Consider the following 21,914-nt stretch of genomic DNA (forward strand, 5'->3'; position numbering starts at 1 on the left):
GTGGATGGCGGACGCTTCGGACCTGAGGCGGCAAAGGTAAAAGGAGCTGAACGATGTAGCGCGGGCTCTGCAAGCCCTTGCTACACCGACGGCGAGTTAATCTTTGTAAGTCTTCTCCCCTACTGGCACTTCAATGGTGAGCCAGTTCTCCTTGGGCGGCATGGGGCAAGAGAATTTGCCGCCGTAGGCGCAGTACGGGTTATAAGTGCGGTTGAAGTCGAGGATAACCTGCTTGTCGTTTTCGGCGGGTGTCTCCACGTCGAGGTAGCGGCCGCCGCCGTAGGTGGTGCGGCCGTTGGTCTTGTCAGTGAAAGGCACGAACAGCGTCGGGTCGTCTTTACTTGCGCGCTTAAGCAGCGTCAGCGTCTGGGGCTGGCCCTGCCACTCAAAAGTGGCGCGGGCAAAGCGCGTGTACTTATCGACGCCACCTTCGGTGAGGGGCAGACTTAGGGTGTCGCCTTCGGGCAGCCGCTCCAGCCTGGCTTTTACGCGCCAGTCGCGGTTGGGCACGTAGTAACGCAAGCTGTCGAACACCTCGTGCAGTTCTTCGGGCAAGGGCGAGTCGTTGTGGCTGCGAAACGTCTCGTTCTTCTGCTTCCGCTCCTGTTTTAGCTTGAAAGCGTATTGGTCGTCGCTGAGAACAAGATCGGAAATGATGTAGCCGATGACGATGAGAAGGCCGAAGCCAAGCAGAATTTTGGGAATGGAAAGCTTGGGCATGCAAGTAAGGGCAGATTCTGCCACGAAGATAAGACGGCTAGGGGCGGCAGCAGACTTGGAGTGCAGGGTAAGCGACGCGGTGCCACGCAAGTCACAGGCTTTCGGTCATTGAGGGCCAGACAGTCCCGCGTTGCGCGCTTATACCGCCGCCAGCTTGATCAGCAGCAGGCCGACGGTAATCGACAAGCCCTTAACGGCTCAAAAAGCATCCATCACCCGAAAGTAGAAGTTGGAGGTGCCGTTGGAATTCCACGCCTGGTCGAGGCGCATGTACAGATTCTTTTTACGATTCAGCAGCACGCGCAGGCCCGCGCCCCCGGCGTACTGGGTGTCAGTCAGCGCAAAATCCCCGATGGACGGGGCCACGCCGCCTGCCGAGGCGAAGGCCGCCGCCACCAAAAACCGGTTCAGGGGGTAGCGGTACTCCGTTTGGGCCGACCACAGCTGCCGGTCGCGGTAGCGGCCGAGCACGAAGCCGCGCATGATGTTGGGGCCGCCCAAGCGCGGCAGCTCCAGCAGCGGCACTGTGCCACTGGTAAAATGCCCCACCGCCTGCACGCCCAGGATGGATTTGCCGGGCAAGCGCAGGTAGCGGCGCAGGTCTAAGATGTGCTCGGTGTAACGGTATTGGCTTCCGAGGGCGCGGCCGTAGGCCTGCATGGTCCACTCGGCGTACCAGCCTTGCGTAGGGCTAAAAGGGTTGTTGCGGTAGTCGGCCAGCAGCGTGGGCCCGAGGCCGGATATGCGGCTGCCCGCGCTACCGGCCAGACTTTCGTAGGAAGCCGGCTCCTCGTCGAGGCGCAGCTGCTGGTGCTGACTAAAGGTGTAGCTGAGCCCGGCAAAAAGACCGCTGCTGAGTCGGCGCCATGCCCGGCTCTGGAAATAATAGCGCTGGTAGAAAAGATTGGTATTGCTCTTTTCTGCCAGCGTTTGATTGCCCACACCCCAGTAGTACTCCGAGTAATCAAGGTAACCGCCGCGCCCGCGCAGGATGTAACGCTCGGCGGGGCTGTAAATCTGCCACACGCTCTCAAGCGTGAGTTGCCGCCTGCTGCTGTAAAGCCCCTGCACAAAGGCGAAGGAGTCGCGGGTGGTGTAGTTAGTCGAATCGGTGGGTGCGCCGCCCGTGGACAGCAGCGAATCGGGAAGGGCGGCGGGTTGCTGGCCGGTATTGAAGAAGAAATCCAGCGCGATGCCCCCGCGCAGCCCAGTTTCGGGGCTGGACTGAATAACGGGCACCGGAATAAAGCGCAGCGACCGGTTGGCCAGCGAATCGGGGTGAAACTTGCGCCAGAAGCCGGGCTTGGCTTCTTGCCCCACCGCTGGCCGGCCCAAACTGGCAAGCAGCAACAGCACCGCCAGCACGCGGCGGACTCGGGCTATTGCCAGAATAGTTATCGGAACACAGCTGATCATGGAGGGGTCTGAGCAGAAACAGGTTCAGAGCGAAAGACAAACCCAAACAAGAGCAGGTTGCGAAATCTGCCTGCACCGGTCCACTGCACCTTCGTGGCAGTGTGTAACCGACAACGCTCCTCCATGTTCAGCCCGACTTGCCCTGAGCAATTGACAGTACAAACCAACACTATCCTGGTCAACAAATCATTGATCCAGGCCCAGAAATCAATTGCCCCTACCTACTTCAGCACCACTTTCGGCTACAAAATTCCTTCGTCGGCAAAGCTGTAATAGCCTCTATCTGTGTAAATCAGGTGGTCGAGCACCGGCAGATCCAGAAAACCGCCAGCCTCTTTAAGTTTTTTGGTCAGCATGATGTCGGCAGCGGAGGGCTGCCGGTTGCCGCTGGGATGGTTGTGCACCAAAATGATGCTGCTGGCCAGCTTTTCCAGGGCTTGCTTGAAGATCATCTTCGGGTCGGCGACGGTACCGGCCACACCGCCGCTGCTGATTTTTTCCTGCCGCATTACCACGTTGGCGCGGTTCAGCATGATAACCCAGAATTCCTCGTGCGGCAGGTCCTGCAGGTTGGGCCGGACGAGATTGTAGATATCCGTGGAGCACGTAATGGTGACGCGCTCGGCGGCGGCCGTTTCCTTGCGGCGCCGGCCCAGTTCCAGCGCCGCCACAATGGTTATTGCCTTGGCTTCGCCGATGCCCTTGTGGCGCATCAGGTCTTTGATGGAAAGCTTGGCTAGTTCGTTGAGGTCATTGCCGACGGCGGCCAGTATGAGTTTGGCGACGTCCACGGCCGAGAGCTTGGCGGTGCCCGAACCCAGCAGAATGGCCATCAACTCGGCGTCGGAAAGGGCGGCGCGGCCCTTGAGTAGCAGCTTTTCGCGGGGGCGGTCTTCTTCGGCCCAGCTCTTGATGCTGAAGCTAACGGGCGCCTGGTAAGCGCCGCGCGCGGGTTCTTCCTCCGATAAGGTATCAAGCGAATTCATACGTCACTGGGATTGTTGGCAGGAAGTAAAGTAAAATTTCCCCTAGTTCGTCTACCGAACCACCCCCGCGGCGCAACCAAAAGCGCGTCGCCGGGTTTGATAGCCCATTATGCGTCGACTTTTTTCGTCTGGATTCTTTTTGCTCCTGATCATCGTGGCCGAGTTCTACGGTGCGCAGGCCATTCGCACCTTGGTGCAAAACTATTCGCCTAATACCCGTCGTCTGGCTTCCGTAGCGTACTGGGTAGTATCGGGCGGACTGTGGATAGCCGGCCTTTGGGCCATGAGCACCCGCCAAGAGGGCAATACGCCTTACAAAGGCTATATCGGCGGCGTGCTGCTGGCCTTAGTGGTGGCCAAGCTCATCGTGCTGCTTTTCCTTGTGCCGGAAGACATTGTGCGCACCGGCCGCTGGATTGCGCGGCTTTTCAGCGGCTCGCGGGGCGCGGGCGGGGAGCCCATTACCCGCAGTGAATTTCTGAGCAAGCTGGCCTTGCTGGTAGCCGGCGTCCCCTTCGTGGCGCTGATCTACGGCATGGTGCGCGGTGCCACCAACTACCAGGTGCGGCGCGTGACGCTACGCTTCCCCAACCTGCCGGCCTCGTTTGATGGCTTCAAACTCTTGCAGATTTCTGACCTGCACACCGGCTCCTTTCCGTCGAAAGGCCCGCTGCGCCGTGCCGTAGCGCTGATCAACAAACAGGAAGCCGACCTAGTGGTGATGACCGGTGACTTGGTCAACAACTTCGCCCAGGAGGTGGAGGAGCACATCGATACGCTGGCTCAGATTCAATCCAAGCTGCCCAAGCTTTCCATCCTTGGCAACCACGACTATTCCGACTACGTGAACTGGGAGGCATTGGGCGGTACGCCGGCCAAGGCCGCCAACCTAGCCCGCATCAAGCAGAACCACGCCAAAATCGGCTGGCGCCTGTTGCTCGACGAAACCCAACACATCGAGCGCAACGGCGAGAAAATCGCCATTCTGGGCGTGCAGAACTGGGGCGAGCGGGGCTTCGCCAAATACGGCGACCTGGCCAAGGCTCATGCCTCCTCAGGCGACGCGCCGTTCAAGATTCTGCTCTCCCACGACCCCTCGCACTGGGAAGCGCAGGTCCTCTCTTACCCCGACATCGACCTGACCCTCTCCGGCCACACCCACGGCATGCAGTTCGGCGTGAATTTGCCGAGCCTGAAATGGAGCCCCGTGCAATACGTGTACAAGCAGTGGGCTGGCCTGTACGAACGCGGCAAGCAGCTGCTGTATGTCAATACAGGTCTGGGCTTTATCGGCTATCCGGGGCGCGTGGGCTTCCTGCCGGAAATCACCGTTTTTGAGCTCCGGCGGGCGTAGCATATCGGCAAAAGACAACGAGTGAGGTAACGCAACACGCAGCGAGGGCGTATAAGCCGCTGTGTGTCACCGATGAGGTAGCGGCGCAATCGGCGCCCGCCTCCCGACGCACCTCCAACCAAACGTCTTTCCTGATATGAAAAAGTCATTCATGCTATTGGCTTGCGCAGGTGCGCTGGCCATGGCTTCCTGCAGCAGCGATAAATCGGCCGATACGGCCACTACCAACACCGACATGTCGGCCAACGAATCGGGCTCGGCAGCCATGGGCGGCTATTCCGATGCTGACTACAACAGCCGCGCCGACCGGATTTCGAGCGACATGGCTACCAATATGAAGCTGGACGACGCCACCCGCGAACGGGTGCGCACCGTGTACTACAACCGCTCCAAGCGCCTCGGCGACGTGCACAACCAGTACCTGAATGATACCACCGGCTTGGCCGAAGCCATGCGCGGCGTATACCACGATGCCGACGAGGAGATGCACAGCATCCTGACCCAGCCGGAGCAGTATTCGGCTTATGAGTCGAGCCGCCCGATGTATTTGGAGGACCGCTACATGAGCTCGACCGATGCTTCCATGTCGACGGATGCGACCATGTCGAACTCCGGCGAAATGAACGCAGCGGATATGTCGTCGGGTACTTCCACCATGAACGCCAGCAAGGCCAAGGTGAAAGACTCGGACGGCAATAAAGTGAAGCTGAAGTCTGACGGTGACCTGAAAGTGAAGGACGCCGAAGGCAACAAAACCAAGCTGGCCGGCGACGACGGTACCTACAAAGAAAAGCCAGCCGACGGCGGAAAAACGGTGATTAAGTAAACCTAGCGCCCTGCGCTTTGTCTGATAAAGCCCGCAACGTTGCCAACGTTGCGGGCTTTTTTTGACTCATTGGGCCGAGGCTTGAATACATTGCGCCTGATTTTGGTGTTGTGCCGATCTGAATGACTGCTTCTCTCCCCCGCTTTCCCGCTTCATTTTTCCGCTTGCTCGGCTTGCTGGCCGCGTTTTGGCTGACGGCGGTTACCGGTGTCAGCGCTCAGGCGCAAAACCAGGTGCGCGTCACGGGCTCAATCAGTGATAAGGACACCAAGGCAGCGCTGCAGGGCGCGTCGGTGGTAAACTCCCGTACCCGCCGCGGCGTGGTGGCCGATGCGGAAGGCGACTTCGCCATCACCGCCCTGTCGACCGACACGCTGGTGTTTCGCTCCGTGGGCTACGCCACGTACCGCCTGCCGCTAGGCGGCACCGGCCTGTCGCAGATTATCGTGCAGGTGAAGCTGGAGCGCGCCAGTGTGCAGCTCACCGGCGTTACCATCCGGGAAGGCCGCCCCGACGATGCTACCATCAGCAAGGCGCTGCGCAACATTCGGCGACCCACGCCACCGCCCAATGCCGTGAAGCGGCCACCCAAGCCCAAGCCGCTGTTCCCGGTAGATTCCACCGCGCCCAAGGCGCCGGTACCCACAATCGGGAGTCCCATCAGCCTGATCTACGACCAGTTTTCCCGCGAAGGCATGCAGCGCCGGAAGATGGAAGAAATTCAGGAGCAGAAACGCCTGGAAGCCGAGCTGACCAAGCGCCGGGCCTACAACCGCCTGTTTCGCGTGAACCAAGGCTATGAAGTGGACACGCTGCATATACCCGTGACCGTGCCGCGGCAGATTCTGTTGCCACAAACGCCTGCCCAGCCCCCGGCGGGCAGCCTAACGCCCAAGCCCTAGCCCTGCCCCCACTTGAAGCTCGACGGCTAACCATTCAACGGCGCTGGCGTAAGTCGTAGCTATGAGAATCGGCTATCCTTGCGTCAACGAGTCCCTGGACTGCACCTCCACCTCCACGTTTCGGCTGGCATCGTACTCCGATGAGCGGGTGGAGCAGGCCGTGGCCAACAACCTGGCGTGCCTGCAGCGCATTTTGGAGTACAACGTGCAGCACAACCTGCGCTTTTTCCGCTTTGGCTCGGGCATCGTGCCGTTTGGCTCGCACCCCGTCAATACCTATCCGTGGCAAACGCGCTTTGCGGCGGAATTTCGGGCCCTCGGCGACTACATCAAGCAGCACGACATGCGCGTGTCGTTTCACCCCGACCAGTTCGTGGTCCTGAACTCGCCCGATGCTGGTATTGTAGAGCGCAGCGTGGCCGAACTGGTTTATCAGGGCTCCATGCTCGATCTGATGGGCCTCGACGGCAAGGCCAAGCTGCAAATCCACGCCGGCGGCGTGTACGGCGATAAGGAAGCAGCCCTCAAACGCTGGATTACCACGTTCCGGGAGCTACTGCCCGAAGCCGTGAAAGTCCGTTTGGTAGTCGAAAACGACGACCGTCTTTATAGCCTGCAAGACTGTCTGCGCCTCTACGATGCAGTGGGCGTGCCCGTGCTCTTCGATAACTTCCACCACGAGTGCCTGAACAACGGCGAGCCGATGCCCATGGCCTTGCAACTCGCCGCGGCCACCTGGCACCCCGAGCAAGACGGCCCGCTGATGGTGGATTATAGCTCACAAGCGCCGGGGGAGCGACGCGGCAAGCACGTCGCCTCCATCGAAGAAGACCTGTTTCGGGCTTTCCTGGACGACTTGCGCGGCATCGAAGCCGATATCATGCTTGAAATCAAAGACAAAGAAGCCAGCGCCCACCGCGCCTGCGCCATCCTGCGCGACGCCGGCCGCCTGGCCATGCCCCCTACTTCATCTGCCACTTCTTACTAAGCTATTCGCCCATGCACCTGGCCAATTCTGAACAAAACGCTGATCTGCTCGCCGATACCATCCACGCCCTGCAAAGCGGCCTCACGGCCGTGCCCCTCAGCCAAGCCATGGATACTACCGAGGTTTGGCAGCAGCAGTTTCTGCAAAGCGGCGACCCGGCCTTGCAGAACATTGCCCGCGAAATCGGCAACCTCCAATCCCTCCTCAGCAGCGGCACCCTCGACGGGCCCATCATCGGCCGCTCGCTCAGCATGCTTGGCGCGCAGATTACGGACGTGATGCCCCAGGCTCCTGAGGACCGCAAGGTAGGTCTGTCGCAACTCAGCACATTGCTGCTGCGCATCGGCGGCGAGCTGGAAGCCGATAACAACGGCAAGTAAAACCCCAGTTACCTAGCTACTATCTCGCTCCATACGCGACATCGTGGATAGAATGAGTCATGCCTCAACAACGACAGCGGGGCCGCCGAACTGAGTTCGACGGCCCCGCTTGGCTTTTCTACACTGTTGCTACCGAATACAAGGTCCCGAAGCGTCGGCATAGGTGCTGGCTGCCGTAATCGTTGCTGGTAGCTATTCCCGCTCCCTTAGGAGCGAGGCTGGAGTGAGGCCTAAATCACCGCATCATACAGCAATTGTGATTCTGCGGCTTCCTGCCAAGCCTCGTCGCCGAAAGCTTGGGCCAGATCAGCTATAAGGTCCTGCGGGTCCTCTACCCCAATGCTCAGGCGTACCATGCTGGCCGTGATGCCCATATCACGCTGCAATTCGGGCGTGATGTCGGAGTGCGTCATGGTGGCGGGGTGCTCGGCCAGGCTTTCGGTGCCGCCGAGGCTGACGGCCAGCTTGATGAGCTTTAGGCGGTTCAGAAACAAAAACGCTTCAGCTTCACCGCCTTGGATGTCAAACGAAATCATGGAGCCCGGCGACAGGCACTGACGACGGTAAATGTCTTGCTGGGCTGTGTCGTGCTCTAGGTGCCCCAGGTAATACGTGCGCGTCACCTGCGGGTGGTTGCGCAGCCAGTCGGCCACCACTCGCGCCGACTCAGCCGCACGCTCCATGCGCAGCTTCAGCGTTTCGAGGCTGCGCATGAGCATCCAGCCGGTATTGGGGTCGCACATAGAACCCATGAACGTGCGCATGGCCCGCACGTCCTTCATCAGCGCTTTGGACCCCAAGGTGGCCCCGGCAATCAGATCGGAATGCCCGCCGAGGAACTTAGTGGCAGAATAAATGACCAGATCGGCGCCGTGGCGCAGCGGATGCTGAAATACCGGTCCCAAAAAGGTATTGTCGACTACCACGCGGCAAGGCCGCTCGGCGGTGCCGGCCTGGCGGGCAGCAGCCACACAGGCATCGAGGTCGACGAGGTGATTAGTCGGGTTGGCGGGCGTTTCTACGTAGAGCACGGCTAGCTTGTCGCCCAGCGCGGCGGCGCGGGCCAGCAGCTCGTCGGCGGGCAAGGTGGGTGAGAAACCTTCAGCCGTGATGCCAAAGCGCGGCAGCACATTTTTCAGGAAAAAGTCGGTGCCGCCGTACACGGGCTCGGAGTGCAGCACCACGTCGCCGGGCTGCAGCAGGGCCAGCAGCGTGGTGCTGATGGCGGCCATGCCGCTGGCGAAGGTGGCCGCGTCTTCGGCGCCGTCCCAAAGCGTGAGGCGGTCTTCCAGGATTTCGAGGGATGGGTTATTGAGGCGGCTGTAGATCAAGCCCATCTCCTCTTCGGGCGCGGGCTGGCGCAGGCCGTAGGCTAATTCGAAAAAGGCTTTGCCTTCCTCGGCGTTTTTGAAAACGAAGGTCGACGTCTGGAAAATCGGGCACTTGATGGCGCCTTCGCTCCACTCGGGCTTAAAGCCGTAGCTCATCATCAGGCTCTCCGGCTTAAGCCGTCGGCCATTGAGTTCGGCCTGCTTGCGTACTTCTTTCATGGGGTGGGAATGGGTAGATGGGAATGTAGGCGAAGGTAGGATTTTGCCCGAAGTCACCCTGTAGGTGGCTAAATCACTGCTTCACGGAGACTTTTTGACTGCTCCCGCTCCCCTGCTGGCCGAAGCACCGCTCTCTTGATCAACTTGCTTTTTGGATAAACAAAAAGCCGCCCTCCAGGCTGGAGGGCGGCTTTTTCATAGGGGGCGAAACCCTTTAGTTCTTTACAAAGCGGCGGGTTAGCAGTTGGCCTTGTGCTCCGCTTACCTGCAGCAGGTACGTTCCCTTTGGCAGACCGCGCAGGTCCAGATCGGCGGCCGGGCCGCTGGTCAGTGGGTGCCGCAGTACTACCTGGCCGATGGCCGAATACACGGTGAGTTCCGTAGGCGCGGTGCCCAGGGCGGGCAGACGAACGTGCAGCACCTCCGTGGCGGGGTTCGGGTACAAGAGCTCATCCACCAGCTCGCCGAAGCTTACCACGCGCACCGCCGAGTAAGTGGTCGTGCCATCGTAGTCCTCCTGATTGAGGCGGTAGTAAAGTGTGCGGCCGTGGCGCAGGGCGCTGGCATCGGTGAAAGCGTAGCGCTGGGGTACGCTGGTGGTGCCGTGGCCAGCCTGGAACCCAACGGCCTCGAAGCGAATTCCATCCGTGGAGCGCTCCACCACGAAGCGGCGGTTGTTTTTCTCCTGCGCCGTCTGCCAGCTTAGTTGGGCGTCTACGCCTTGGGCTTTGGCGTCGAAGCGCGTCAGCTCCACGGGCAGCGGGCCGCTAAACTGCGTCGAGCATAGCACGTTGCTCGGCACCACTACCGTGCCGTTGTTGGTATCAGGGCCGGCGTACGAGAACGTCATGACGTTGCCGCCGCCGTTCTCGCCGTAGTAGATTACCAGCGGATAAGTACCTGCTTCCAGCGTTACCGTACCCGATACCGTGATGGGGCCGTGAGCACCGCCATTGTTGATCAGCACGCGGCTCAGCGCCGGCACAGCGTCGCGCGCGGGGTTGCCGATCCACATGTAAGAAGCATCGTCGCTGTTCAGGGAGAACGTGTACGTACCGCCCGTAGTGATGGTGATGTAGCCGCGGTAGCGGGCCGTAAATTGGTCGGGGTTGGAGACGCTGCCGTTGCTGAAGGCCGACGTCAGGTCGCCCCACACGTTGTTGGCGTTGTAGTTTACCTGTGCATCGGTCCGGCGGAGGTTTGCCGTGCGACTGGAGAAGAAATTAAGGTTATCGTTGAAATAGCCTTGGTAGTACTCCGCGAACAAGCCCTGCGTGGAGGGTTGGCCGGCCACGGTGGTACCACCGCAGTTGCCCTGGGGCAGGGTCACGGAAGTATTGACGATGGCCGCAGCGGCCGTGCCGTTGTTGTTGGCCGCTACCGCATCGGCCGTGGAAGCCGTGCTGCTAGCCACGCCGCTGACCGGCTGGTTGTTATTGGGTAAGCTAAATGAGATGGGGAAGTTCTGGCTTTCCCCGTTGCTGATGGTCTGGTTCGAGGCCAGGGTGAGCAGGCCCGAATCAAAGTTATAGGTACCACCCGTCACGTTGAACAGGCCCCGTGCCAGTTGCACCGTAGTCGTAACCCCAGTAGCAGCTAATGGCCCGAGGTTGGTGACATTGGCCGTGTAGCTGACCACGGAACCGGCTGCGGCAGTGGTTGGTCCGCTAAGCGTGGTTGCGATATCAGCCGCCGGCGTGATATCGATGCCGGCGCTAGCCGTGTTGTTGTTCTGGTTGTTGTCGAAAACCGAGCTGGAGTTGATGGTGGCCGTAGCCGTCACCGGGCCGGAGTTCGGCGCCGTGAACGGAATAACCAGTGCCCGCGTGCCGCCATTGCTGAGCGAGAACGTGCCGGCGGTAAAGGTCACCAGCCCAGTTGCAGGGTTGTAGCTCCAGCCGCTCGACAGCCCACCGCCCACCGTGAGGCCGGTCGGCAGTTGTACCTGACCGGTCGTGTTGGCGGAGTTGCTGCCGTTGTTGGCAAAGGTCACATTAAACTGGCCCGGCTGTCCGGCCAGCACCGATGAGGCAGCGGCCGTCACTGTTACCGAAAGGTCAGATGCACTGTTGGTCAGGGTGACGGGCAACGTAAAGCTATCGGGTGCGCTACCCGCGCCGCTGGCGTTGGCAGGGTCCTGCCGCGTGCTGGTACCAGTGTTGCTGATCAGGTTGACGCTTCCGTTAACGTTGGGCGTAGTGAAGCTAAACGAGTATGAGTTGCTAGCCCCCGCGGCCAGGTTGGCTACGGTGCCGAAATCAATCGTCCGACTAGTTGCATTATATGCCGCTCCGGCAGGTAGCACCGGGTTCGATGAGCCCGTAGGCAACGTAACTGTCTGCGTAACGTCTGCCGCGGCCGAGGGGCCGTTGTTCGAGAATGTGACCGTGTACGCGCCTGAGGGGCCGTTGCGGTCGGCCGCCGCGGGGCCGCTCATGCTTGTGGTAACGTCGGCAATGGGCGTCACTACAAAAGAGCTGGCCGCGGTGTTGGGGTTGGTATTTACCCCTTCCCCTGTGGTAGTGCTGATGCTGGAAGTAGCGCTGACTGGCCCCGTAGGCGGAGTTGTGAAGCTGATAGTAGCGCTAAAGGTCTGCCCAGCAGTCAGGTTTTCCAGATTTGGGAACGATACCAAGCCGGTAGCTGCGTTGTAGCTACCGCCATTGCTGATGCTCACGTTGGTCAGACCAGCCGGCAATTGCACCTCGCCCAGCACTTCATTGGCGCCGGTGGTGCCGGAAGGGTTGCTGAACGTAACGGTAAAGCCGCCTAGCTGGCTGGCCAACACGGGGTTAGCCAGCGGCGCGAGCGTTGTGGTCACATCGGCCACGGCGCACTGGTCGTTGAACAGCACCGTCCGTACAAGGCCAGCACCGCCGCGCGTGGCGCCGTTGGCCGGGAATTCCGAAAGCGAAGGCGAGGAAGTAGTGCCGTTGGCACCGCCAGCCACGAGCGTCGTGAAGTTGGTGCCGCTGGCGTTAGTATAAAGCACGTAACCGCCGCCGCCGCCGCCACCGGGTCCCTCCGATTCGGATCCAGTTGTCACTTGTGAGTTGCCAGTACCGCCCTGAGCCGAAGCCGTTACACCGGTGATGCTGCCGCCGACGTGTAGCACAATGCTACCGCCGCCGCCACCACCGCCACCGGCGTCCTGGCCGCTGGCAGCCGCATTACCGTTGGTTCGCTGTCCGCTGCCGCCATTGGCCAGCAGGCTGCCCGTACCCGATACCGAGCCGCCAGCCAGCAGGTACACCAGCCCGCCGCCGTTGCCGCCGGAGGTGGCCCCGCTGTTGTTGCCGTCGCCAGCCCCGCCGCCGCCGCCGAGGAAAATGCGGCCGCGCGTTTCCAGCGGGCGTCCGCCAAGGCCCCCCACGTTCTGGCGGTTATTGCCGGACCATACCGAATTGCCGGGGCCCTGCGTAAGCGCGTTTGCGTTGGCATTGGCAAAAGAATACCCACCGCGCCCACCGCCCGACGAGGCAGAAGTTGCAAAGCCCGCCGCTTCCAGGTTCCAGGCGGCATCAAAGGCATTAGACGCGCCGCGGTCGGGGTTGCCGGTACCGGTCCAGGGCGTGCTGCCCACATTGGCGCCGCCGCCGCCGGCTGCGTTGTGCGAGTTTCCACCGCCACCGCCGTTGGCCGCTGCGCCGCGGCCGTAACGACCGTTCAGCGCATCGTAGCCAGCCTGATAGCCGGCAATGCCTTCGCCTTTCTCGGCGCCAAACGAGGCGTTTGCGCCCCGGTAGCCAGTAATGATATTGTTATTGTCTTCTGACTCGTTGTCTACGGCGCCTCCGCGAAAGCCAATGGCCGTAGCGTTCAGAGTTCCGTTGATGACAGCGTTGTTCTGAACTTCCACAGCCAGCACGCCACCCGTGGTTCCGTTCCATGGTGTAGCCGTCAGTGAAGCCCCGCTGTTGACAGTCAGCGAAGCGTAGCGCGGGATGCGCACCACCTGCACGCGGCCAGCAGTGCTGTAGTTGTTCTTAAGGCCGCAGCTCAGCGCAATGGATGTACTGCCGGTTACGCTTTGTACTTCTGCCACCTCGTAACGGCCAGCATTGTTGTAAGCCGTTACTGAACCGTAGCTTGGGCTATCCGAAGCATCGATGCTGGCGCCCTGCATCTGCACAATCATCACCAGGTCGCCCGCTGCCAGCGGAGTCGAGAAGCGGCCATTGGTGTTGAGGGCGTTATTGGCAACGCTAATGGAGGTTGCTCCCACTGCTGCATCAGCGGTAAGGGCTGTGAACTCATTCACGAGTGCGTTGGTAGTGGCAATGGTCACCGTGCCGTTTTTGCCCTTTTGGGCCTCAGCCACATGGGCTGAACTGAGCATCAGAGCCATAAAACCAGCTCCGAGCCAAATGGACTGGCCATACGAGCACGCCTTCTGCGCCCGATCAGCGGACCAGACCCGTAATGATATCTTCATGTGCAATAGGGTGTTGAGAAGAGTAGTTCTCTCACGTTCAGAATCACGCGAGCTTTTCAACGCGCAAAATTGCATCACGAATACTATATATCATTGTATTAATAGAAAGATAATGGCGGTATCCTTGTCTCTGTTCCGGAGAGATATAGAGGTTGACATAACCCAACGAAAAAGGCCCTGCATCAAGCGACGCAGGGCCTCGTGTGGCAAGCCAGTTGGCGCAGTTACATGCGCGAGCCCGAAGTGCTGGAGCCCGAACGGCTGCGCGTGCTCTTCGATTTGGTGCTCTTATTGGTGCTGTTTCGCTGACCTTGGCCGCGTACGTTGCCATTGGTAGTAGAGCCCTGACCCATAGAACCGCTAGTAGTTCCGCTGGTAGAGCTTCCGGAGCCGTTGGTAGTCACACCGGAGCCGCTAGTTGAGCCCGAGGTAGTTCCCATGGTACCCGAAGTAGAGCTGCCCGAAGTGCCCGTGCCCGAGGTAGAGGCACCGGAGCCGCTTGTAGAGCCCGAAGTGCTCATGCCACCCGAAGTGGTGCCTCCCGAAGTAGTAGAGCCGGCTGTAGAGCCAGAACCCGAGCCCGAGGTAGTTCCCATCGTGCCCGAAGTAGAGCTACCCGAGGTAGACATACCGGATGTAGAAGCGCCCGAAGTAGAACGACCGGCGCCAGCGGTAGTACCGCCCGAAGTCGTGCTGCCCGCAGTAGAGCCACCAGTAGTAGATTGAGCGTGTGCAGTCATGCCAGCGGCCAGCAGCGCGGCCAGTACAAATACCTTTTTCATGATGTGTTGTGTTTTGGGGATGGTAGAATAAAAGCTGGGCTTCGCCTCCCAAGCTTGGGTTCTTACGCGCAAGCGGTGTCCATTTGTTATTGTTGAGCAGCGTTGAATTTGTCCTACCTGACTCGTTTGGGGTTACTGATACTCAAGCGGCTTTGTCTTTTAAAGGCCAACGAGGACTGATGAACGGTGCATTCAGCCCCGGCCTCGTTGCCGGGGTGCCACCCTTTTGAAGCCGCGAAATGTTTCGCCCCAGACTGGCAATGTTATTTTTCGCTTAGTCAATTGGTGTGTTGGCACAGCCCAGAGGTCCGTTCGGCGTGTTTTGTGGCAGCGGCTTTGCTGAACAAATAGGTTTACAGCATCAATCGCTCATCGCCGCTCCCCAAGCAGCACCACACACCTAACAGATGAAAAATTTCCGCTACTACCTCGCCCTTACGTTGTTTCTAATGCTGGCCTTCTCGGTTCGCATGCACGCCGCCACCCCTGCCTCGAACAAGTACTCGAAGGCCGTGGAGGTAAGCCGCTACCTCGGCAACACGATGCAACTGCTTCCGCACCAAGTTCACCAGGTATACCGCCTCACGCTTCGGCAGTTTGACGAGCAGGAAACAACAGCCTTGAATACGGACCGCCATTTTGCCGAAGGCCTGAAACTGGTAGTAACGCCGGCCCAATATTCCCGCTACGTAGCCTCGCAGAAAGCCTCGGCTAAAGCTTCGCAGCTAGCCCTCGTGCAATAAGCTTTCCACTCAACAGCGTACGCTTCCGTTTTCGAGAGTCCTGCCGGCCGACGCCAGCGGGACTTTTTGCGTTGTATCAGCACGCAAAGCCCCCAGTGGCAGCTTAATCTTCGCCGGGAAGCGCGGGCTTGCGCAACTCGCGCAGGGTCGACTGCGAACCGATTGCTCCTTGCTTAAGCACGCTCAGGTCGCCACCGGTTTCCAGCACTACGGCTTCCACCTCTCCCAAGTCGGACACGCCGTGCTCACGCAGGGTAGCCATGACTTCGGCCTCCGTTACCCGCTCGGCTTTCATCGTCGCGCGCAGGTACTGGCCTTGGTATGCCAGCAGCCGCGGTTCCGATTTGACCAGCTTACTCACGGCTTGGTAGCGCACGGAAAGCCAGGTAATGCTGAACTGCAGCAATATCAGCAGGGCAAAGGCAGCAAGGCCGTCGGCTAGGGCGACGTCTTTGCTTAGCAGTACCGTGGCCAGCGTAGAGCCCAACGCCACCGTTACCACCAGATCAAAAGCATTCATCTTGGTAAGGGTGCGCTTACCCGAAACTCGCAGCATCAGCACCAGCCCCGTGTATGCTCCCACGCCCACCAACAGCGTGCGGCCTATGCTTTCCCAGCTGGTAAAGAAAAGCTGATCCATAGAGCTCGGATTGGATAGGTGGCCAGCCTAGGCGGCAACGATTGCCGTCCGCAGGCTAGTAGCGTGGTGCCCGGTGGACCGGCGACACATGATTGACCTTGTGGGGCTAACGCAGTTATTCTTGCAGGGGTTGTTCCGCGTCCTGAAGCCAGCGCTTACTTGAATCCTCCGCCCCAAGGCAAAACGCACGGCACCACAACCGCCACATTGCCGGGCGAGTATGCAAGGCATGACGCGACTTCAACGTTTGTGGCTGGAGCTCAATTCGAGTTTGTGGTTTGTGCCCACGGTGATGGTAACCGGCGCTATTATTCTGGCTACGGCGCTGATCATAATCGACGTTCGGTTGGGCGGAGATTGGGTCGATGATTATCCCATGCTGTTTGGCGCTGGCGCCGATGGGGCGCGCGGGGTGCTGGCGGCCGTGGCGGGCTCCATGATTACAGTGGCAGGTCTGATTTTTTCGCTGACGCTGTCCACGTTGGCGCAGATTTCCAACCAATACACTCCCCGGGTGCTGCGGAACTTCATGCGCGACCGGGCCAATCAGGTGGTGCTCGGTTCCTTCGTCAGCATCTTCGTGTACTGCCTTATTGTGCTGCGTACCATTCGGGGTGGTGACGAAGGTCGTTTTATTCCTTCCTTAGCCGTAACGTTTGGTTTGGTGCTGGCGCTGCTCAGCATCGGGGTCTTGGTCTTCTTCATCCACCACATTTCGGTTTCGATTCAGGCCGCCAACATCGTCAGCAACGTCAGCCGCGAAACCGAAGAGGCCATGCAGCGCCTATTTCCGCAGGAGTTGGGCGAAGAGGCCAGCTCCGACGAATCGGAAGAATTGCTCCTTCACGCAGCGACCCTGCCTTGGCAGGAAGTGCCCGCCCCACTTTCGGGTTACGTGGAAAGCATCAATGACGAAGACCTGCTCCGCTTTGCCCAGCAACAGGAATGCATTGTCCGAATGGAGCGCGGCATCGGCAGCTTTGTGGCCAAGAATGCTCCCCTCCTAACAATAGCGAAGCAAGGCGCCGGCTACCACCTCACGCCCGAGGTACGGCAACAGTTGCAGGCTGCCTTTAGCATTGGTAATCAGCGCACCATCGAGCAAGACGCCGGGTTTGGGTTTCGCCAAATCGTGGACATTGCACTCAAGGCCTTGTCGCCGGGCGTCAACGATACTACTACAGCCATCATCTGCATCGACCACCTTGGCGCGCTGCTGGCCCAGCTTTCGGCCCGCCGCATCGATGAGCCCCTACGCACCGACCATAGCGCCGAAAAACGCGTGCACGTGGTCACGAAGCGCCCCTCCTATGCCGATTACGTTAGCACTGCCTTCGACCAGATCCGCAGCAGCGCCGATGGCAACGCGGCCGTACTGATGCGCTTACTCACGGCAGTGGGCACGGCTGGCCGCTACACGCAGTCGGAAAAGCGCCGTCGTGTGCTGGCCCGGCAAGTAGATTTGATTCGCGAAACTGCTACGCGCACTGTATCGACTGAATATGAACAGGCGCAGGTAACTCAGCGACTCGCGGAGGTGCAGGAACTGTTACGGCTTGGGACCTAGTGATACTTGACTGGTCGCTAGCCAAGCATTTAGTGCACCGGCGACTTACACCTGATGGTTTATCGAGAAAAACGCTGGGACCGGTTAGCCTCTGTTGTTGCAGCACTTACGCTCAAAACAAAAAACCCTCTCCACGCAGCGTGAAGAGGGTTTAAGTGGAGCTGCAGGGAGTCGAACCCTGGTCCAGACAAGGAGACCGGCGAGCTTTCTACGTGTGTAGCTGTACTTGTTTTTTCGACGCAACCGAGGCGCACATCAGGCCTATGGGTTACGCTTATCTGCTTGAGTTTCGCTTGGGCGTCGCAGCGCCACCCAAACTATCCTTATGCTTTCGACACCCCGAACTCACCCGTGAAAAGGAAGACGGATGCGGGATGATGGCTAGTGCTTAGTACCTAGACTAGGCAGCCATGGCGTACGAGTAGTCGCCGTTTGTGTTTTGGAAGATTTTTTGGCGGGAGATTCATCCAACTCCCGACACGCTTACTCGCGACCTGCACGAGCTGTCAATTCCGGTCAGCCCCAAATGTGTAAGAACGACGCTCTGCTAGAGAGCGGGGTACGAAAGTAGCGCAACCAAAGCAATAACGGTACTTAGGAGGCAAAAAGTTTCCCCGAAAACAGCTGCCATTGGGCATAAAGGCTGTTTTCGAGGAAAGATTATTCCAGCTGCGCTGCACTCAGCTGAGTGCCGGTGCCTTACGGGAGTTGTTCAGCACCGACGGGGTGGCACGCGTACCGGCCGCGACTGGCCAGAAGGCACGGTAGGCCATGTACAGGGCCAACGGGGCTTCAATGAGCAAAGCCAGCTTGCGGACCCAGTCGCTGTGCACGAGCAGGTTGATCAGGCCGGGTTGTTCCAGCGGAGAAACCTCCGACATGCGAGCCAGCAAAAACACAGTCCATACCACTATGTGGCAAGCCAGCACCCCCCAAAGCGGGCCGCGGGGTACCGAAGCAGGCAAATGCCAAAATAGCGCTAGTACTACCGCCGTCAGAACTACTGATGGTAGCGTGAGAAAGAAGGACGTGGTCTGCGGGCTGGCCATGTTCCAAGCCGCAAAATCAGTGGCACTCAGGTACGAGCTGCTGTCGCCCCAGCTGCGGAACTCCTGCCATTCAGTGACGATGGCCGCCCCAAGGCAGTAGAACGTCAGTAAAAGGTAAACCAAGAACAATCGATTAGAGTGGGTAGCGGAAGGGTACATAGAGCGGGTTTTGGAGGTGATGGTGCCCGGTGCTGCGCTTTGCAGACCTATCGTGGTAATTGTCTGATAATATATCCATATTATTATTAAAAGTCAATAAAATACATGAAAAATTACAACAAAGATCCAATTCCCTTACCTTATTCATAATGTTTGCGGTGATACCCTTGGTAGCTGCGCATTGGCCCGTCGCTCTCGAACTTTCCTTCCAAAGCCGGCCTTTTCAGGGTATCTTTGCCGGAAGAGAGCATGGAAAATTTCGTCGTTTCGGCCCGTAAGTACCGCCCGTCCACCTTCCGCAGTGTGGTGGGGCAGCAGCACGTGACCACCACGCTGCAAAACGCCATCGTGACCGGCCACCTGGCCCAGGCATTCCTCTTTTGCGGTCCGCGCGGAGTGGGCAAAACCACCTGTGCCCGCATCCTGGCCAAGACCATCAACTGCACCAACCTCACGCCCGAGGCCGAAGCCTGCAACGAGTGCGACTCCTGCCGCGCCTTCAACCAGAGCGCCTCGTTTAACGTGCATGAGCTGGATGCGGCTTCCAACAACTCGGTGGAAGACATCCGCTCTCTAGTGGAGCAGGTGCGTTACGCGCCGCAGCAAGGCCGCTACAAGGTGTACATCATCGACGAGGTGCACATGCTCTCCAACGCGGCCTTCAATGCTTTTCTGAAGACACTGGAGGAGCCGCCCGGCTATGCCATTTTCATTTTGGCTACTACGGAGCGCCACAAGATCATCCCGACGATTTTGTCGCGCTGCCAGATATTCGACTTCAACCGCATCAAGCTCGACGACATCGTTGGGCACTTGGGCTACATCGCCGGCAAGGAAAGCGTGGCAGCCGAAGAGGATGCCCTGCACCTCATCGCGCAGAAAGCCGACGGCGGCCTGCGTGACGCGCTGAGCATCTTCGACCAGATGGTGACCTTTTCGGGCCATCAGCTCAGCTACCGCGCGGTGGTGCAGAACCTGCACGTGCTCGATTATGAGTACTACTTCCGCCTCACCGACGCCTGCCTGGGTCAGGACCTGAGCCAGACGCTGCTGCTGCTGGATGAAGTCGTGCAAAACGGATTTGACTTGCACCAGTTCGTCATCGGGGCGGCCGAGCACCTGCGTGGTTTGCTTGTGTGCAAGGACCCACAGACGGTGCAGTTGCTGGAAGTATCGGAAGGCTTGCGCCAGCGCTACGCTGACCAGGCCCGGCAGGCGCAGCTCAGCTTCCTGGTGACGGGCCTGAACCTGCTCAGCCAGTGCGACCGGGACTTCAAGGCTGCCAAAAACCAGCGCCTGCACGTGGAGCTTACGCTGATGAAGCTCGCCTATCTGCGCAACGCGGTGCAGCTGACGCAGGAGCTGGTAGCCTCGGTCGGAAACGGCGAGGCTAAAAAAAAAACTGACAATGTAACGTCGGCTCTGGCAGCTGCACCGGCGCCGCCGGTGCAGCTGCCGGCAGTCAATGGCAACGGGCTCAATGGGCACGCCGCTAACGGCCATAATGCCAATGGCACGGCGAACGGCACTGCCCCCTCCTATCCGCGCCCCAACGGCGTAGCTGCTTCAGCACCGGCCGCTCCCGAGCCAATGATACCGGTGCAGAGCGGCGTGGAAGAGCTGCACCCCACGCCCAGCATCGAGACGGAGCGCGAAGAGGCGCCCTCTACCAAGCGGCAACTAGTAGACACGCTGCCGCACGTGGAAACGGGCCGCCCCAGCGTGGCTGGCCACGAGCCCGGCAGTCAGCCAATGGTAGCCACCGATCCACTGGCCGCGCCGCCCATGAGCGCCCGCCCCGCGCCCAAGCCACTGGCCATCCCGAAGATGAACCTGAGTGCGCTGAAAGCTCAGGCTACGCAGCGGCAGGAAGCCGCTAGCACGGCGGTGCTGGAGGAAGAAGCCGCCGCACCTATATCGGGTCGAATAGATCAGGCGGCGCTACAGCGCGTATGGCGCGAGTTGGCTGAGGCGCGCAAGCAAATCAGTATGAGCGAGTTCACCATTCTGAACCGTCCTATCCAGGCCGATGCGCAGCACGTCATCCGGCTGCTGCTGGAGAATACGGTCCAGCTGGACCAGTTCAACGCGCTCAAGCCGGAGTTTATCACGGAGCTACGCCAGCGCACCGGATACCGCAGCATCACCATTAAAACCGAGGTAGCGGAGCAGAAGCAAGACGGCATGCGCCTCTACACCTCTTCGGACCGATTTGAGTACCTGGCCCAGAAGTTTCCGGTGCTCAATGAGATGAAGCAGCGTTTAGGGCTGGACACGGATTTCTAAACACCTGCCACGGAATAGTAGCGCGAACTACAAAGCTGATTTAGCCAGCTTATAGTTCGCGCTACGGCATTTCAGCGCAGTAGGTCAATAGCTTTTTCCAGGGCTTGGTCGCGGCCGGCGGCTAGTTCTTGCGGGGTGTTTTGGACGAGATGGTTGGGCGCTAGCCCAATGCTTTCGTAGTTGCGGCCATCGGCGGCGCGCACGTCGGCAATGGGCACGCGGATGTTCCAGCCGTTGGGCAGCTCGTGGCGTACGGCATCGGAGAAGCCGCCGCCGGTGCTGTCGCCCACGGTTACCACGTTGTGATTTTGCTGCATGGCTAGCACAAAGGTTTCGCCCGAGCTGAAAGTGGCACGGCGCTGCAGCACCACTACGGGCTTGGTGTACTGATAGCTCCCGGCCGGCTCGGTGTAGAAACGCAGCTCAGGCCCGAAATCAGTGTGACGTGGGCCGTTGCGCACGCGGCTGGTGAACGACAGGTGGCGTTCGGAGGCGAAGCGGTTGGCAATGTACTGGGCCACGCGGTCCTCGCCGCCGTCGTTTTCGCGCAACTCCACCACGATTCCTTTGGCGCCCTGCAGCTCGCCTAGCACCGTGTCCATGGCTTTGGCGTAGTAGCCAAAGTCATTATTGAAAGCAAGTAGGTTGAGGTAGCCGATGTCGGGCGTGAGCCAGCCATACACCATATCGTTGCCGTAAGTCTTGCGGCCGCTGAGGTAGCGGGCCACCACGGTTTTGTCGTAATCCTCGAAGCGACGACGGCCCAAAATACCGCCGTTGTAGTTGGGCGCGCTGCTGGACTTGAGCGGCCGGATAAAGATGTGGTTATCATCAAGGTGATTGAGCATTTGGCCCATAATGGCTACCAGCTCGGTGTCGGTGGTAGTGGGCATGACCAGCGGACGGTACCGGTCGTGCAGGGCCTTCCAGTCGATGCGCTTAACTTCGAAAGTGCCGTAGAGCCGGTCGAAGGTCAGCCAGAGGTACTCGAAATTTTCTTCGGGTGAGTTTTGCTTTTCGGGCCCGATCAGCACTTTGTCACAGGCCCCGAGCAATGCGGCCAGCGAGAGTAAAATACCGAGAGTACTGCGCCGTAGCAGAGAACAGAAAGTGGTTTTCATAGCAAAAAGG

At 59.6% G+C, this 21,914-nt stretch carries 17 protein-coding genes and 1 other RNA gene; 8 read left to right on the forward strand and 10 right to left on the reverse strand.

The genetic code is table 11. The features are described 5' to 3' along the window. Positions 1-96 precede the first annotated feature (96 nt). The 3 genes from AC5FXY_RS05945 to radC form a co-directional block, all read right to left on the reverse strand. Positions 97-720, reverse strand: a complete 624-nt coding sequence (locus tag AC5FXY_RS05945; protein WP_493555725.1) for a DUF1684 domain-containing protein — start codon at positions 718-720, stop codon at positions 97-99. Between the two features lie 198 nt (positions 721-918). Then, positions 919-2,136, reverse strand: a complete 1,218-nt coding sequence (locus tag AC5FXY_RS05950) for a BamA/TamA family outer membrane protein (protein WP_493555726.1) — start codon at positions 2,134-2,136, stop codon at positions 919-921. A 242-nt stretch (positions 2,137-2,378) separates the two neighbouring features. After that, positions 2,379-3,122, reverse strand: a complete 744-nt coding sequence (gene radC, locus AC5FXY_RS05955; protein ID WP_493555727.1) for a RadC family protein — start codon at positions 3,120-3,122, stop codon at positions 2,379-2,381. A gap of 109 nt (positions 3,123-3,231) precedes the next feature. On the opposite strand from radC, the gene AC5FXY_RS05960 reads away from it, so the two are divergent. The 5 genes from AC5FXY_RS05960 to AC5FXY_RS05980 all read left to right on the forward strand — a co-directional run bounded on the left by AC5FXY_RS05960 (position 3,232) and on the right by AC5FXY_RS05980 (position 7,572). Continuing rightward, a complete protein-coding gene (locus tag AC5FXY_RS05960) occupies positions 3,232-4,476 on the forward strand; it encodes a metallophosphoesterase (RefSeq protein WP_493555728.1) in 1,245 nt (414 codons plus the stop codon). Positions 4,477-4,612: 136 nt separating this feature from the next. Further along, the gene (locus AC5FXY_RS05965; protein WP_493555729.1) at positions 4,613-5,302 is read left to right on the forward strand and encodes a hypothetical protein; all 690 of its coding nucleotides are present in this window, start codon (positions 4,613-4,615) and stop codon (positions 5,300-5,302) included. A 122-nt stretch (positions 5,303-5,424) separates the two neighbouring features. Further along, a complete protein-coding gene (locus tag AC5FXY_RS05970; protein ID WP_493555730.1) occupies positions 5,425-6,204 on the forward strand; it encodes a carboxypeptidase-like regulatory domain-containing protein in 780 nt (259 codons plus the stop codon). Positions 6,205-6,265: 61 nt separating this feature from the next. After that, positions 6,266-7,192, forward strand: coding sequence for a UV DNA damage repair endonuclease UvsE (gene uvsE, locus AC5FXY_RS05975; RefSeq protein ID WP_493555731.1), 927 nt, complete (start codon positions 6,266-6,268; stop codon positions 7,190-7,192). Positions 7,193-7,203: 11 nt separating this feature from the next. Then, the gene (locus tag AC5FXY_RS05980; RefSeq protein WP_493555732.1) at positions 7,204-7,572 is read left to right on the forward strand and encodes a hypothetical protein; all 369 of its coding nucleotides are present in this window, start codon (positions 7,204-7,206) and stop codon (positions 7,570-7,572) included. Between the two features lie 230 nt (positions 7,573-7,802). Here AC5FXY_RS05980 and AC5FXY_RS05985 read toward each other — a convergent pair whose 3' ends face one another. The 3 genes from AC5FXY_RS05985 to AC5FXY_RS05995 form a co-directional block, all read right to left on the reverse strand. After that, a complete protein-coding gene (locus AC5FXY_RS05985) occupies positions 7,803-9,122 on the reverse strand; it encodes a cystathionine gamma-synthase family protein (RefSeq protein ID WP_493555733.1) in 1,320 nt (439 codons plus the stop codon). A 214-nt stretch (positions 9,123-9,336) separates the two neighbouring features. Beyond that, the gene (locus AC5FXY_RS05990; protein ID WP_493555734.1) at positions 9,337-13,557 is read right to left on the reverse strand and encodes a GLEYA domain-containing protein; all 4,221 of its coding nucleotides are present in this window, start codon (positions 13,555-13,557) and stop codon (positions 9,337-9,339) included. A 224-nt stretch (positions 13,558-13,781) separates the two neighbouring features. After that, positions 13,782-14,339 (reverse strand): hypothetical protein, encoded by a 558-nt coding sequence (locus tag AC5FXY_RS05995; protein ID WP_493555735.1) that lies wholly within the window; start codon positions 14,337-14,339, stop codon positions 13,782-13,784. Between the two features lie 407 nt (positions 14,340-14,746). On the opposite strand from AC5FXY_RS05995, the gene AC5FXY_RS06000 reads away from it, so the two are divergent. Further along, on the forward strand, positions 14,747-15,082 hold the full coding sequence (locus tag AC5FXY_RS06000; protein WP_493555736.1) for a hypothetical protein: 336 nt from the start codon (positions 14,747-14,749) through the stop codon (positions 15,080-15,082). Positions 15,083-15,185: 103 nt separating this feature from the next. On the opposite strand, the gene AC5FXY_RS06005 is transcribed toward AC5FXY_RS06000, so the two are convergent. Then, positions 15,186-15,722 carry a DUF421 domain-containing protein gene (locus tag AC5FXY_RS06005; RefSeq protein WP_493555737.1) on the reverse strand — a complete coding sequence of 179 codons (537 nt, stop codon included), beginning with the start codon at positions 15,720-15,722 and terminating at the stop codon, positions 15,186-15,188. Between the two features lie 229 nt (positions 15,723-15,951). Here AC5FXY_RS06005 and AC5FXY_RS06010 point away from each other — a divergent pair, with 229 nt between their 5' ends. Further along, on the forward strand, positions 15,952-17,289 hold the full coding sequence (locus tag AC5FXY_RS06010) for a DUF2254 domain-containing protein (RefSeq protein WP_493555738.1): 1,338 nt from the start codon (positions 15,952-15,954) through the stop codon (positions 17,287-17,289). Positions 17,290-17,442: 153 nt separating this feature from the next. Here the strand turns inward: AC5FXY_RS06010 and ssrA are convergent. After that, positions 17,443-17,813, reverse strand: a transfer-messenger RNA (tmRNA) gene (gene ssrA / locus AC5FXY_RS06015). 156 nt (positions 17,814-17,969) lie between these two features. Beyond that, positions 17,970-18,461, reverse strand: coding sequence for a hypothetical protein (locus tag AC5FXY_RS06020; protein ID WP_493555739.1), 492 nt, complete (start codon positions 18,459-18,461; stop codon positions 17,970-17,972). Between the two features lie 285 nt (positions 18,462-18,746). Here AC5FXY_RS06020 and AC5FXY_RS06025 point away from each other — a divergent pair, with 285 nt between their 5' ends. Then, on the forward strand, positions 18,747-20,783 hold the full coding sequence (locus tag AC5FXY_RS06025; RefSeq protein WP_493555740.1) for a DNA polymerase III subunit gamma/tau: 2,037 nt from the start codon (positions 18,747-18,749) through the stop codon (positions 20,781-20,783). Positions 20,784-20,854: 71 nt separating this feature from the next. On the opposite strand, the gene AC5FXY_RS06030 is transcribed toward AC5FXY_RS06025, so the two are convergent. Further along, positions 20,855-21,904 carry a S41 family peptidase gene (locus tag AC5FXY_RS06030; RefSeq protein WP_493555741.1) on the reverse strand — a complete coding sequence of 350 codons (1,050 nt, stop codon included), beginning with the start codon at positions 21,902-21,904 and terminating at the stop codon, positions 20,855-20,857. Positions 21,905-21,914 lie beyond the last annotated feature (10 nt).

This window comes from Hymenobacter sp. FMD4, assembly GCF_058932745.1.